A 13,615-nucleotide genomic window follows, 5' to 3' on the forward strand; every position below is an offset into this window, starting at 1 on the left:
GTAATTTATTTATTTTCCTTTTAAACTTTTATAAAAAGTAACTCGTATACGCTCGCTATTAATAAATCCACTTCCAAAATCTAAATCGTCATATTTTTTAGTAAGTGAACCGTCTTTAGCAACATCTTCTTCAGTCTTGCCTTCAGCAATAGCTTTACTTATATTAGCTTTAATTTCTTCAAGCATTTCTAAAAAGGCTTTATACTCAGATTTGTTAGAAGGTGCGCCATGACCAGGAATAATTTTGGTGTCATTATCAATAACCATCAAGCCTCGTTTAGCGGCTTCGATATAACCATTAACACTTCCGCCAGAATTTAAATCTATAAAAGGATATCTGCCTTTAAAATAAGTGTCACCGGTGTGTAAAACATTACTTTCTGTGAAATATAAAATGGCATCTCCGTCAGTATGTGCATTTTCTACATGGAATACAGCTATAGGTTCACCGTTAACGTTAATATTTAATTTGTCATTAAATGTAACAATAGGTAAAGCTTCTTTAGGGTTTTTGCTACCATCACGTCTTGGTTTTTCCATGCGTACTCTAACATTATCGTGGGCAATGATTGTAGCACCAGCTTCAGCCATATTTTCATTTCCACCACTATGATCACCATGCCAATGTGTATTGACTAAAAAATTTAAAGGTTTATCACTAAGTGCTTTTATAGCAGTTAATATTTTTTCTGAAAGTGGTGCAAACTGATCATCGATAACAAAAACACCATCTTCACCTATAGAAACTCCAATATTTCCACCTGCGCCAACAAGCATATATACATGATCAGAAAGTTTTGTGGTTTCAATTTTAATGTTATCAAAACGTTGAGCAAACGTAAGTGATATAAAGAATAAAGCAATTAAAGAGAATAACGATTTCATAATAATTATTGAATGGTTTAAGAATTCATTGTCGAATAAAAAGATCTGAACTTACAACAAGTCTATAGTTTCGTTAATAACTAGAGCTTTCCATTGCTCATAAGTAATTTTCAGACTATCTTTGCACTCGCAAAATAAAGCAATACAACAGCAATTTAATTGGACACAACTAAACCTTCTTTTTCAGTAGCAGCAATGCTAACCGATTTTAAAGAAATTACAAAAATGGGATTATCCATTAGTGTTGTTTTTTCTTCTGTAGCGGGTTATTTATTAGGTGCAGAAACAGTAGATTTTTATACTGTAGTTCTTTTAAGTCTTGGTGGTTATTTTATGGTTGGTGCATCTAATGCGTATAATCAAATTATAGAAAAAGATTTAGATGCATTAATGGATAGAACCAAAAATAGGCCAATACCTGCTGGCAGAATGTCTGTAAATATGGCTTTTATTATCGCTGCAACTTTTACTTTGCTAGGTATAATAACATTGTATATTATTAACCCTAAAACAGCAATGTATGGGGCTATTTCAATTTTCTTGTATACCTGTGTTTATACTCCATTAAAAACAAAAACTCCTTTAGCTGTTTTTGTAGGTGCAATTCCTGGTGCCATACCATTTATGTTAGGTTGGGTGGCTGCACGTAATGATTTTGGAATAGAGCCAGGAACATTATTTGCAATTCAGTTTTTTTGGCAATTTCCTCACTTTTGGGCTATAGGATGGTTTTTATTTGAAGATTACAAAAAAGGAGGCTTTTTTATGTTGCCGACAAGAAAACGAGATAAAGGTACCGCAGTACAAACTATAATGTATACTGTTTGGACAGTTATAGCATCAATAATACCTGTGTTTGGTTTTACAGGAGATTTAAAACTCTCAATCATCGGTGCGATAATAGTGTTTCTATTAGGAATGGTAATGTTATATTATGCATTGCGTTTATTTAAATTAAGAACATCTAAAGCAGCAAAACAATTAATGCTATCTAGTGTATCATATATTACATTACTACAAATTATATATGTAGTAGATAAATTTTTAAGTTAATTATGGATTTAACTCAAGGCACTCAACAAGAAAAACAGGCGCGTTCAAAAAAAATGATGCTTTGGTTTGGTATAGGTTCTTTAATTATGTCTTTTGCAGGATTAACGAGTGCTTTTATAGTAAGCCGTAAACGTGAAGATTGGTTAAATGATTTTGAATTACCTAGCGCATTCTACATCAGTCTTATTGTAATATTATTGAGTAGTATTGCACTAATTTTAGCAAAACGAGCATTAAAAATAAAGAATAGGCAACAGGCTACAGTTTGGTTGTTACTAGGTTTTGGATTAGGACTTTTTTTTGTTGTTAATCAGTTTACAGGTTTTGGTCAAATTATAGAACAAGGTTATAATTTTACGGGGCCAACAAGTAATGTAACCATGTCATTTATTTATTTAATAGCCATGGTGCATATAGGCCACGTTATTGCTGGCTTAATATGTTTATTAGTTGTAATTTATAATCATTTTAAACAAAAGTATAATGCCAATAATATGTTGGGCTTTGAACTGGCGGTAAATTTCTGGCATTTTGTAGACTTACTTTGGCTCGGTCTCTTTTTGTTTTTATATTTTTTTAGATATATAATTTGATTATTTTTGTCGAATCTTAAAAGTTTAAATAGTTTATATGGATACTACAGTAGCAAATACTGGAACAGAAGGTAAAGCTTGGGGTGGAGGAAATAAGCCTCTAAAAGCAAGTTATGGTAAAATGATGATGTGGTTTTTTATCGTATCAGATGCCTTAACTTTTTCAGGATTTTTAGCAGCATACGGTTTTTCTAGATTTAAGTTTATCGATTCTTGGCCAATTGCAGATGAAGTGTTTACTCACGTGCCATTTTTACATGGACAGGAGTTGCCAATGATATATGTAGCATTCATGACATTTATTCTTATTATGTCATCTGTAACTATGGTTTTAGCTGTAGATGCAGGTCACCACATGAATAAAGCTAAAGTCACTATATATATGTTTTTAACCATTATTGGTGGAGCAATATTTGTAGGTTCACAGGCTTGGGAATGGGCTACATTTATCAAAGGAGATTATGGTGCAATACAGACAAAAGGTGGTAATATTCTTCAATTTGGAGAATATGTTGAGCATGATGGTGAAACTAAATTTGAACGTATAGCTTTAGCAGACTTTGTTACTGCAGAAGCTAAAGATAGAACGCAGCACCAACGCAAAAGCGGACTTTGGTTCTCTAGTGAAGGGACTTTGCCAACATATACTGTAGCAGAAGTAACAAAAGGATTAGAATCGCATTCTAATATTTTGGTAAGGACTCAAATTATCAATGATGAAGGTGAAAAAACAGTATTATCTAGAGAAGAATCGATTAATCAAATAAAAAATAACGGAAAGTTAGTTGTAGAAGGAGCCAATCTTCATGTTAATGAATACGGAACATCTCTTTTTGCTGATTTCTTTTTCTTTATTACGGGCTTTCACGGATTTCACGTATTCTCAGGTGTAGTAATTAATATTATAATATTTTTTAATGTTATTTTAGGAACTTATGAGCGAAGAGGAAGTTATGAAATGGTTGAAAAAGTTGGTTTATACTGGCACTTTGTAGATTTAGTTTGGGTATTTGTATTTACATTCTTTTACCTCGTTTAAAAATAAATGATAATTTTTAGAAATGGCACACGAACATAAATTAGAAATATTTCAAGGTTTAGTTAAGTTTAAATCTAACACGCAAAAAATTTGGGGTGTATTATTATTCTTAACTATTGTAACAGCGATAGAAGTTGTTTTAGGTATTTATAAACCAGATGTCTTAGCAACAGCATGGATGACGCCTTTTGAAGGAGGGTTTTTAGCAACACTAGGAAACATTATTTTTTCAGGCTTTATATACATGAAACCTTTAAACTTAATATTTATTCTATTAACCATAGTAAAAGCATATTATATCACTTGGGATTTTATGCACATGCGTGATGAAACAAAAGCATTAAGACGCATGGTAGTATGGACAGCAGTCTTTCTTATCTGTTATTTAATATTTATATTATTACAAGAAGGAGGTTATGTATTCGATGTATATAATACCGATGATGCACTAATTAAAAATGATTTTTAAACTCATATTTATGAGTTAAATGATATCAAAAGGTGGTTTTTTAAAGCCACCTTTTTTATTTTTGCAGTATGAAGGAAAATAAGAGTAAGCGTAATCTAATTTTAGGTGTTTTATTCTTTTTGCCGGTTGCATTTTTATTAATGCTTTACCCAGCGAAACATAATTATATTCCGTTAGATATTATTAACGACAATGTAGTTGAATTGAATGCGTTTAAGTCTGTTGATAACAAAAAAATAACACTTCAAGATCATATTACAGTTATAGGGTTTTTAGGAAAACAACCCTTAAGTAACAGTATAGCCGCTTCAAACTTAAAAGAGTTGGTGTACGATAAATTTAAAGGCTTTAAAAAGTTTCAAATAGTTATTGTTATGCCTTCTGGTACAGAAGCTGAAGTTCAGACTTTAGAAAAAGAAATTTCTTCTTATGAAGATCTTAGATTTTGGCATTATGTTTATGGTTCCGATAGTGCAATTAAGCAATTGTATAATAGTCTAAAAATAGAAACGGCTTTAAAAGAAGATTTATCTACTAATGATGTATTTATTATTGATAAAGACCTTAATCAACGTGGACGAATAGACGCAAGAGATGAAAAAGAGGTGGAAGCAAATAAACCAATAACAACTTTAAGTGCTTATGATTGTATAGAAGTAGCAATTATAAAAAACAAAATGAGTGAAGATATGCGCGTTCTATTCACAGAATATCGTCAAAAAAGAAAAGGAAATTTTGATTCTACAACAAGACGTGCTAACGATTTAAAAGAAAGCGATGAGTAAAAAAACAAACTATTCATATATAGGTATTGCCCTAGTCATTTTGGTGTTTGGTATTATTTTTATTCCAAAGATTATAGACAGAGTCACTAATAAAGATATTACAAGAGAAGAAAGTAGAAGTCAATCTTTAGGGACATCAGATAATCAAGATTATACATCAGATTTGGTTTATATTCCTTCTGTAGATGGAGGAAATAGAAAAGTGCCAGATTTTAGTTTTACTAATCAAGATGGAAAAACCATTACCAATGAAGATTATTTAGGTAAAGTTTATTTGGTAGAATTTTTCTTTACCACTTGCCCAACTATTTGCCCGAGAATGAGTAAAAATTTAGTGCAAATTCAAAACCATTTTTCAACATCTGAAGATTTTGGGGTAGCATCATTCAGTATATTTCCAGAGACAGATACTCCCGAAGTTTTAAAAGCCTATGCGGAGAATTATGGTATTACAAACCCAAACTGGCATTTAATGACAGGTGATAGAGAAACTATATATAAACTGTCTAATGAAGGGTTTTATTTATATACAGCAGAAGCAGAAAATGTAGAAGGAGGTTTTGAGCATTCTGGTAATTTTGCGTTAATAGATAAAAAAGGTTTTATTCGTTCAAGATTAACATCACCAGACAATCCGTTGATTTATTATAATGGTATTGTATCTGAGGAAGAGGGAATTGATGATGAAGGTATTCCGCAGCAGATTTCTATTTTAAAAGAAGATATAGCAAAACTACTAAAAGAGTAATGTTTTTGCTATTCAGAGCAAAGTGAAGAATCTAAACATTCAAACCAAATATAAATGAACACTACAGAATCTGAAAAGAAATATAATAAATGGATTGTAATACTATCTATTGGTATTCCTTTAGTTGTCGCAGGTTTATTTGGTGTTAACCTTCGTAGATTAGGTTTTAATGTAGAGCCATTAACTTTTTTGCCGCCTATTTACGCAACTGTAAATGGTATAACAGCCTTGGTTTTAATTTTCGCATTTGTTGCTATTAAAAATAAAAACAGAAAATTACACGAGCGTTTAATGAAATTTGCCATAATGCTTTCTATAGCATTTTTAGCCATGTATGTGGCTTATCATATGACGAGTGATTCTACTAAATTTGGTGGTCAAGGAGCAATTAAATATGTCTATTATTTTATTTTAATTACACATATTATTTTATCTATAATTATTATTCCATTTGTGTTAATTACCTATGTCCGTGCCATAACAAATAATATAGAACGTCATAAAAAAATAGCAAAGATTACATTTCCATTATGGTTGTATGTTGCAATTACTGGCGTTATTGTATATATGATGATATCACCGTATTATGCTTAATTATGAAACGTAAAATTCTCTTTTCTCTTTTCTCTTTTCTTTTTTTTCTAAAGACAAATGCCCAATGTGCAATGTGTAGAGCTGTTTTAGAAAGTGAAGAAGGACAATCTACAGCTGAAGGAGTTAATGATGGTATTGTATATTTAATGGCTATACCATACATTATCGTTGGTACTATAGGTTTTATTATTTATAGAAAATTCAACAATCCTAAAAAAGAAATAAAATAATTTCTAATTGTTGTAACAATCCTTGTGTTTAGTAGTCTTAATCATAGATTATTGCAAAGGAAGTCTTAACAGTTTATTGGCATAGAAAACGTAGATATTTCCTTAAAATTGTACTCGCTAACCGAAAATGCTATGATTCAAATTAAAGATTTACATAAATCTTACCATATGGGGAGTAATTCTCTTCATGTATTAAAGGGAATAAACTTTAATGTTAAAGAAGGAGAGTTGGTTTCAATTATGGGATCTTCAGGTTCGGGTAAGTCAACATTACTTAATATTTTAGGAATGCTTGACGAAGCAGATGAAGGCAGTTATACTTTAGATAATGTGCCTATTAAAAATCTAAATGAAAAAATAGCGGCACGCTACAGAAATGAATTTTTAGGATTCGTTTTTCAATCCTTTAACCTTATTAATTATAAATCTGCATTAGATAATGTGGCTTTGCCATTATTCTATAAAGGAATTACCCGTAAAGAACGTTCAGAGAAAGCTGCTCACTATTTAGAAAAAGTAGGTTTAGCAGAATGGTCTCATCATTTACCAAGTGAATTATCTGGAGGACAAAAACAGCGTGTTGCAATAGCAAGAGCATTAGCTAGTGAACCAAAAGTGTTACTAGCAGATGAACCAACAGGAGCTTTAGATACGAAAACCTCATATGAAGTTATGGATTTAATACAAGGTATTAATGACGAAGGTAAAACAATACTAGTTGTAACGCATGAAGACGATATTGCACACATGACTAAGCGTATTGTAAACCTAAAAGATGGTTTAATTATTGACGATAGCACAGTAGAACAAGTAAGAGCACAACAATATGTTTAATGTAGAACGTTGGCAAGAAATATTTGAAACACTCAGAAAAAATAAACTTCGTACGTTTTTAACTGGGTTGTCTGTAGCTTCAGGAATATTTATTTTAGTTATTCTTCTTGGTTTTAGTTCTGGTATTGAAAACGGGGTTACTACCGAGTTTCAACAAGATGCTACCAATAGAGTTTCTGTAAGAACACGACGAACAACAAAAGGATATAAAGGATTAAACCCAGGAAGGCGCATTCAATTAAAAGATGAAGATTTTTTAGCGCTTTCAAATAATTATGATGAGTACTTAGAATACCGATCAGCAAGTTTTAGTATTTGGGGTGGACAAGTAGCTTATAAAAATGAAACAGGAAATTATCGCGTTCAAGGGGTTTTACCAGATAATCAATTTATTGAAAATGCAGATATAGGCCGAGGACGTTTTTTAAATAATTCTGATATAGATGAAAGTAAAAAGGTTGCTGTTATAGGAAACAAGGTAAAAAAAGATTTATTTAAAGACGAAAATCCAATAAGTAAATACATTTCCATTTTCGGAATTAATTATAAAGTTATAGGAGTTTATTATGACCCAGGAGGAGAACGTGAAGAAAGTCAAATATTTTTACCATTAACAGCTGCAAGAAATGCATTTAATGGAGGTGATAATATTAGAGATATGGTTTTTACGGTTAAAATGTCAGATAACTTTGATGAAGCTGTAAAACGTTCTCAAAATATTACTCTAGCAATTGAAAATGATCTAAAAGAGAAGCATATAATTGCGCCAAATGATGTCGCAGCTATAAGAGTTAATAACACCTTAGAAGAAGCACAAAAAATATATTCTTTAATAGATACAATTAAAGCTGTTTTTTGGTTTATTGGTATTGGAACTATCGTGGCTGGAATTGTAGGTGTTGGTAACATTATGATTATTATAGTTAAAGAACGTACTAAAGAAATTGGCATCCGTAAAGCTTTAGGAGCTGTGCCAAGTTCTATTATAGCGATGATTCTTCAAGAAGCTATTTTTGTAACCATGTTATCTGGATTATTTGGACTTATTGCAGGTCTAGGATTATTAGAAATAGTAGGTCCGCAGGTAGATAGTCCGTTTATCAAATATCCACAAGTAGATTTTAGAACAGCAATAACGACTGTATTTATTTTAGTCGGTGCAGGCGCTTTTGCAGGGTTTATACCTGCGTATAGAGCAGCGAAAATTAAACCAATTGTAGCATTAAGAGACGAATAGTTATGTTTAATAAAGATCGCTGGACAGAAATAATAGAGGCTTTAAATGCTAATAAAGTAAGAACTTTTCTTACTGCCTTTGGTGTATTTTGGGGAATAACAATATTAGTTCTATTACTTGCTTTAACTAATGGACTTCGAGCAGGAGTTACTGCAGATTTTGGCAATTTCGCAACCAATTCTATGTTTATGTGGGGACAAAGAAGTTCTATATCCTATAAAGGACTTCCAAAAGGAAGACGATTAGAGTATAAAGTTTCTGATATAGAAGCCATAAAAGCTGAGATTCCAGAACTTAAATATGTGTCACCTAGGAATTCTTTAGGTGGATATAACGGTGCTAATAATGTAACAAGAAATACTAAGACAGGTGCTTTTCAAATTTACGGGGATTATCCAGAGTTTATTAAGCAGAAACCTATGGATATTTTAGAAGGGCGTTTTTTGAGTTATTCAGACATTAATGCAAAACGAAAAGTATGTGTTATTGGCCCAGATGTAGTTAAAGGACTATATGATAAAGATGAAGAGGTTATGGGTTCGTATATTAAAATTAACGGAGTTAATTTTTTGGTAGTTGGCACATTTAAAATAACTAATTCTCAAGGAGATACTGAAGAAGAAGCCAATACTGTTTTTATACCATTTACAACTTTTAATCAAGCGTTTAATTACGGAGATCGTGTTGGTTGGATGGCAATTACAGCAGAAGATAAGACAAGTATTACCCAAGTTAAAGAACGTGTTTTCGATATTGTAAAATCGAGGCATAATATAGCACCAGCAGATCAAAGAGCAATAGGTCACAGAGATATAGCAGAGCAGTTTCAACGAATTAATGGGTTGTTTGATATACTCTCTATTGTAGGCTATTTTGTAGGTGCACTAATTTTAATGTCAGGTATTATAGGCATTAGTAATATTATGCTCATTGTTGTAAAAGAGCGTACAAAAGAAATAGGAGTACGGCGTGCTTTAGGAGCTACACCGTGGGCAATAAAAGGTCAAATTCTGCAAGAAAGTTTAATTCTAACCATATTATCTGGTATGGTTGGTATTTCATTTTCTGCTTTAGTCATTTGGATTATGAATTCCATTTTAGATGCTGGTGGACCTGTAGAGAATTTCTCTAATCCATCGGTTAGCATGCAGGTAGTATTTGTGGCATTAACAATATTAGTAATCTCAGGTGTGCTAGCAGGATTAATCCCGGCAAATAGTGCAACAAAAATGAAGCCTGTAGATGCTTTAAGGATAGAATAAATCAACTATTTATATATTAAAAATGAAAAGAACAACAACTGTAATTGTATTAATAGCTATCGTAATAATATTCTCGGCAGCTTTATATTATTTATGGAAGAAAAACCAGGAAGATCCAGTAACGTATACAACACAATCTGCATCCGAACAAACCATTATAGTTAATACAGTAGCCACCGGAAGTATTGTGCCAGAAGAAGAGGTGCTTATTAAACCAAATATTTCTGGAGTTATTGAAGAGGTATATATTGAGGCTGGCGAGTTTGTAAAATCTGGAGATCTTATTGCTAAAATTAGAGTAATTCCTAATGTATCTTCTTTAACAAGTGCAAAAAACAATATTGCTTCTAATCAAAATGCATTAAGAACTGCAGAAATAAATTTTAATGCTCAAAAAGCAACTTTTGATAGGCAAAAAGCATTATATGATAAAGGAGTTATTTCTGTTAATGATTTTGATGCTATAAATAATACATATTTACAAGCAAAGCAGCGTGTAGATCAAGCAAAAATTGATCTACAACAATCACGTCAAAACTATGATATTATTAAAACAGGTACTACAAGTGGTTTAGGTAATATTGCACAGACACAAGTTAGAGCTACAGTATCTGGGATGGTTTTAGATGTGCCAGTAAAAGAAGGGAATCAGGTAATTGAGGCCAATAATTTTAATGAAGGAACATCTATAGCTTCTCTTGCGGATGTAAAAAAGATGATTTTTGAAGGTAAAGTTGATGAAAGTGAAGTAGGAAAGATAAAAGAAGGATTACCATTAGTAATTACAGTTGGAGCTATAGAAAACGAAGAATTTGATGCAGTACTAGATTACATAGCACCTAAAGGTATTGCCGAAAATGGCGCAATACAATTTGAAATAAAAGGCTCTTTAAGAAAAATTGACTCTACATTTATTAGAGCAGGTTTAAGCGCAAATGCATCCATTATTTTAGATAAAGCAGAAAATGTATTAGCCATTAAAGAAGCTTTAGTTCAATACGATCCTAAAACTAAAGAATCTTTTGTAGAAGTTGAAGTTAGCGATCAACGATTTGAAAGAAGAGAAGTAGAATTAGGGATTAGTAATGGAATATTTGTTGAGGTAAAAAAAGGAGTATCTAAAACAGATAAAATAAAAGTTTGGAATCAATTACAAGGACCACCAAAATATAGTGGAAGAAATTAATTTTCTAAATTTTGTAACACTTATAGATTTGCATAGACATATAACACATATTATGAAAAAATCAATCATCATAGCATTACTTCTATGTGGGGTATTTGCACAAGCACAAAAAAAATGGACACTCAAGGAATGTGTTGAGTATGCCATAGAGAATAATATATCTATAAAACAGAGTGAATTAGATATAGAAGTAACTGAAATTGAAAAATTAACAGCTATTGGTAATTTTATTCCAACATTAAGAGCTGGTGCAGGCGTACAAGAAAACACAGGTTTAAGTTTCAACCCAACAACAAACCAGGCAGAAACAGAAACATTTTTGTCTGCCAATGGATCTATAAATGCTGGATATAATGTATTTGATGGATTAAGAAATATTAGACAAGTACAGCGTGCAAAAATTTCAAATATAGCAAGTCAGTATCGTTTGTCTAAAATGAAAGACGATATTTCTTTATTTGTGGCAAATGCTTATTTGCAAGTGATATTAAATAAGGCAAACTTAGAAGTTTTAGTATCACAAAATCAAGTGACAAAAGAACAGATTAAAAGAACTCAAGAATTGGTAGATGCAGGTGTTTTGCCTAAAGGAGATTTGTTAGAAATTAAGGCAACAGATGCTAGCGAATTACAATCTATAGTCGGTGCAGAAAATAGTGTGCAACTTTCTTTAATTAATTTGGCTCAACTATTATTGATTACAGATTACGAAAATTTTGATATCGAAGAGCGCACTTACAATATCGTTGATGAAGGTATAGCCTCTAAAAATGTAGATGAAGTAATTAATGCAGCTAAAACAAATCGAAGTGAAATTAAGATTGCCGAACAAAATTTAGAGTTATCTAAAAAAGATGTACAAATTGCTAGAGGAGCAAACTTACCTTCAATCTCAGCATTCTTTGGTTATAATACCAGATATACTGATAGAGATGAGCTAAATTCTTTTATAGATCAGCTATCATTAAATGATGGTATTAGTTATGGATTAAACTTAAATGTTCCTATACTTAATGGTTTTAATACCAAGGCTAATATAAAAAGGAGTAAGATTAATGTATTACGTTCTGAGTTTCAATTAGAACAAGCAAAATTAGACTTAGAATCTACAGTTTACCAAGCTTATGTAGATACTAAAGGGTCTTTAAAGTCTTATGAAGCAGCTCAACTATCAGTAGAATCACAAGAATTGGCGTACCAATATGCTAAAGATCGTTATGATGTTGGTTTAACTAATGCTTTTGATTTTAGCCAATCTAAATTACGATATGATAATGCAATAATTAATGCTAATAGAGCCAAGTACGACTATATTTTTAAATTAAAGATATTAGAATTATATTTTGGCATACCAGCTTCTGAATTAAAGTTTTAATTATGAGTAAAAATGTAAAAATAGTTTTAGGAATTGTAGTTTTTGTTTTGATCGCATTAATTGTGGGATCAAAAATGGGAGCGTTCGGTAAAAAAGGAAATTTTAAAACAGTTTCTACGAAGAAAGTTGAATTAAAAGAGATCATTGAGAAGGTTTCTGCAACAGGGAAAATTCAACCCGAGGTAGAAGTGAAAATTTCTAGTGAAGTTTCAGGAGAAATTATAGAATTACCGTTTAAAGAAGGTCAACAAGTTAAAAAAGGGGACCTATTAGTTAAGGTAAACCCAGATTTAATTCAATCAGCTTTAAATAGAACTCAAGCATCTTACCAAAATGTAAGAGCAGGTCTAGAACAAGCTGAAGCAAATTTAAAACAAGCAAAAGCAGATTATGAGCGTAATCAAAATTTGTTTGAAAGAGGTGTTATATCTAAAGCAGATTGGGACCGTTCGGTTGCTAGTTACGAGACTGCTGTAGCTTCTAAAAGTTCAGCGTATTACAATGTAAAAAGTGCAGCAGCTTCTGTAAATGAAGCTAGAGATAATCTAAGTAGAACAACAATATATGCCCCAATGAGTGGTACTATTTCTATGTTAGGGGTTGAGTTAGGAGAACGTGTTGTAGGAACGCAGCAAATGACAGGAACGGAGATTTTGCGTGTAGCCAACTTAAACAATATGGAAGTTGAAGTTGATGTTAACGAAAATGATATTGTAAAAGTTAATATTGGAGATACTACTATAGTAGAAGTAGATGCTTATTTAAAGAAAGAATTTAGTGGAATTGTTACAGAAATTGCAAATTCAGCTGCAGGTGCTTTAGCAGCAGATCAAGTAACTAACTTTAAAGTAAAAGTTAGAATAATTGAAGAATCTTATAACGAACTTACAGAAGGGAAGCCAGAGTCATACTCACCATTTAGACCAGGTATGACTGCTACAGTAGATGTTATAACAAATAAAAGAAGTAAAACTGTATCTGCCCCTATTAGTGCTATTGTTATTAAAACAGATACAAGCTCAGTAAAAAAACCTTATGGGTCAAGTACCGAAATTAATGATGATGCTACACCTGCAAATGAAGAAAAGTTTGAATGTGTTTTTGTCAATGAAAATGGTAAGGCAAAACTTAGAGTTGTAAAAACAGGAATACAAGACGATACTAATATTGAAATCATCTCTGGACTTAAAGAAGGAGATGAAATAATCACTGGACCTTATAATATAGTTTCTAAAACGTTGAAACCTGGAGACGCAATTGAAGTTAAAGGTAAAAATAATAGAACAAACCAAGAAGAAGGAGAAGGCACATCAGAATAGTAGACA

At 31.7% G+C, this 13,615-nt stretch carries 15 protein-coding genes; 14 read left to right on the forward strand and 1 reads right to left on the reverse strand.

Translation table 11 applies throughout. The features are described from left to right. Positions 1–9 precede the first annotated feature (9 nt). A complete protein-coding gene (locus K8Z87_RS00280) occupies positions 10–885 on the reverse strand; it encodes an MBL fold metallo-hydrolase (protein ID WP_227475428.1) in 876 nt (291 codons plus the stop codon). Positions 886–1,080: 195 nt separating this feature from the next. Here K8Z87_RS00280 and cyoE point away from each other — a divergent pair, with 195 nt between their 5' ends. The 14 genes from cyoE to K8Z87_RS00350 all read left to right on the forward strand — a co-directional run bounded on the left by cyoE (position 1,081) and on the right by K8Z87_RS00350 (position 13,609). Beyond that, complete coding sequence (cyoE, locus tag K8Z87_RS00285) at positions 1,081–1,938, forward strand: heme o synthase (protein WP_227475708.1); 858 nt, start codon at positions 1,081–1,083, stop codon at positions 1,936–1,938. A gap of 2 nt (positions 1,939–1,940) precedes the next feature. Further along, positions 1,941–2,531 carry a cytochrome c oxidase subunit 3 gene (locus K8Z87_RS00290; protein WP_227475429.1) on the forward strand — a complete coding sequence of 197 codons (591 nt, stop codon included), beginning with the start codon at positions 1,941–1,943 and terminating at the stop codon, positions 2,529–2,531. Between the two features lie 37 nt (positions 2,532–2,568). Then, complete coding sequence (locus tag K8Z87_RS00295; protein ID WP_227475430.1) at positions 2,569–3,570, forward strand: cytochrome c oxidase subunit 3; 1,002 nt, start codon at positions 2,569–2,571, stop codon at positions 3,568–3,570. Between the two features lie 22 nt (positions 3,571–3,592). Next, complete coding sequence (locus tag K8Z87_RS00300; RefSeq protein ID WP_227475431.1) at positions 3,593–4,039, forward strand: cytochrome C oxidase subunit IV family protein; 447 nt, start codon at positions 3,593–3,595, stop codon at positions 4,037–4,039. A gap of 68 nt (positions 4,040–4,107) precedes the next feature. Beyond that, positions 4,108–4,824 (forward strand): hypothetical protein, encoded by a 717-nt coding sequence (locus K8Z87_RS00305; protein ID WP_227475432.1) that lies wholly within the window; start codon positions 4,108–4,110, stop codon positions 4,822–4,824. Next, on the forward strand, positions 4,817–5,572 hold the full coding sequence (locus K8Z87_RS00310) for an SCO family protein (protein ID WP_227475433.1): 756 nt from the start codon (positions 4,817–4,819) through the stop codon (positions 5,570–5,572). Before K8Z87_RS00305 ends, K8Z87_RS00310 begins: the two co-directional genes overlap by 8 nt. A gap of 54 nt (positions 5,573–5,626) precedes the next feature. Then, positions 5,627–6,166, forward strand: coding sequence for a DUF420 domain-containing protein (locus tag K8Z87_RS00315; protein ID WP_227475434.1), 540 nt, complete (start codon positions 5,627–5,629; stop codon positions 6,164–6,166). 2 nt (positions 6,167–6,168) lie between these two features. Next, the gene (locus tag K8Z87_RS00320; RefSeq protein ID WP_227475435.1) at positions 6,169–6,396 is read left to right on the forward strand and encodes a hypothetical protein; all 228 of its coding nucleotides are present in this window, start codon (positions 6,169–6,171) and stop codon (positions 6,394–6,396) included. A 132-nt stretch (positions 6,397–6,528) separates the two neighbouring features. Beyond that, a complete protein-coding gene (locus tag K8Z87_RS00325) occupies positions 6,529–7,230 on the forward strand; it encodes an ABC transporter ATP-binding protein (protein WP_227475436.1) in 702 nt (233 codons plus the stop codon). After that, positions 7,223–8,467, forward strand: coding sequence for an ABC transporter permease (locus K8Z87_RS00330; RefSeq protein WP_227475437.1), 1,245 nt, complete (start codon positions 7,223–7,225; stop codon positions 8,465–8,467). Before K8Z87_RS00325 ends, K8Z87_RS00330 begins: the two co-directional genes overlap by 8 nt. Positions 8,468–8,469: 2 nt before the next feature. Then, entirely contained in the window at positions 8,470–9,729 is a 1,260-nt protein-coding gene (locus tag K8Z87_RS00335; protein ID WP_227475438.1) for an ABC transporter permease, read from the forward strand. 22 nt (positions 9,730–9,751) lie between these two features. Further along, positions 9,752–10,915, forward strand: coding sequence for an efflux RND transporter periplasmic adaptor subunit (locus K8Z87_RS00340; protein ID WP_227475439.1), 1,164 nt, complete (start codon positions 9,752–9,754; stop codon positions 10,913–10,915). 52 nt (positions 10,916–10,967) lie between these two features. After that, a complete protein-coding gene (locus K8Z87_RS00345; protein WP_227475440.1) occupies positions 10,968–12,290 on the forward strand; it encodes a TolC family protein in 1,323 nt (440 codons plus the stop codon). Positions 12,291–12,292: 2 nt separating this feature from the next. After that, positions 12,293–13,609: an efflux RND transporter periplasmic adaptor subunit gene (locus K8Z87_RS00350; protein WP_227475441.1), complete on the forward strand. Its 1,317-nt coding sequence runs from the start codon at positions 12,293–12,295 to the stop codon at positions 13,607–13,609. Positions 13,610–13,615: the final 6 nt, after the last annotated feature.

The sequence above is a fragment of the Winogradskyella immobilis genome (assembly GCF_021887715.1).
GTDB classification, from domain to species: domain Bacteria; phylum Bacteroidota; class Bacteroidia; order Flavobacteriales; family Flavobacteriaceae; genus Winogradskyella; species Winogradskyella immobilis.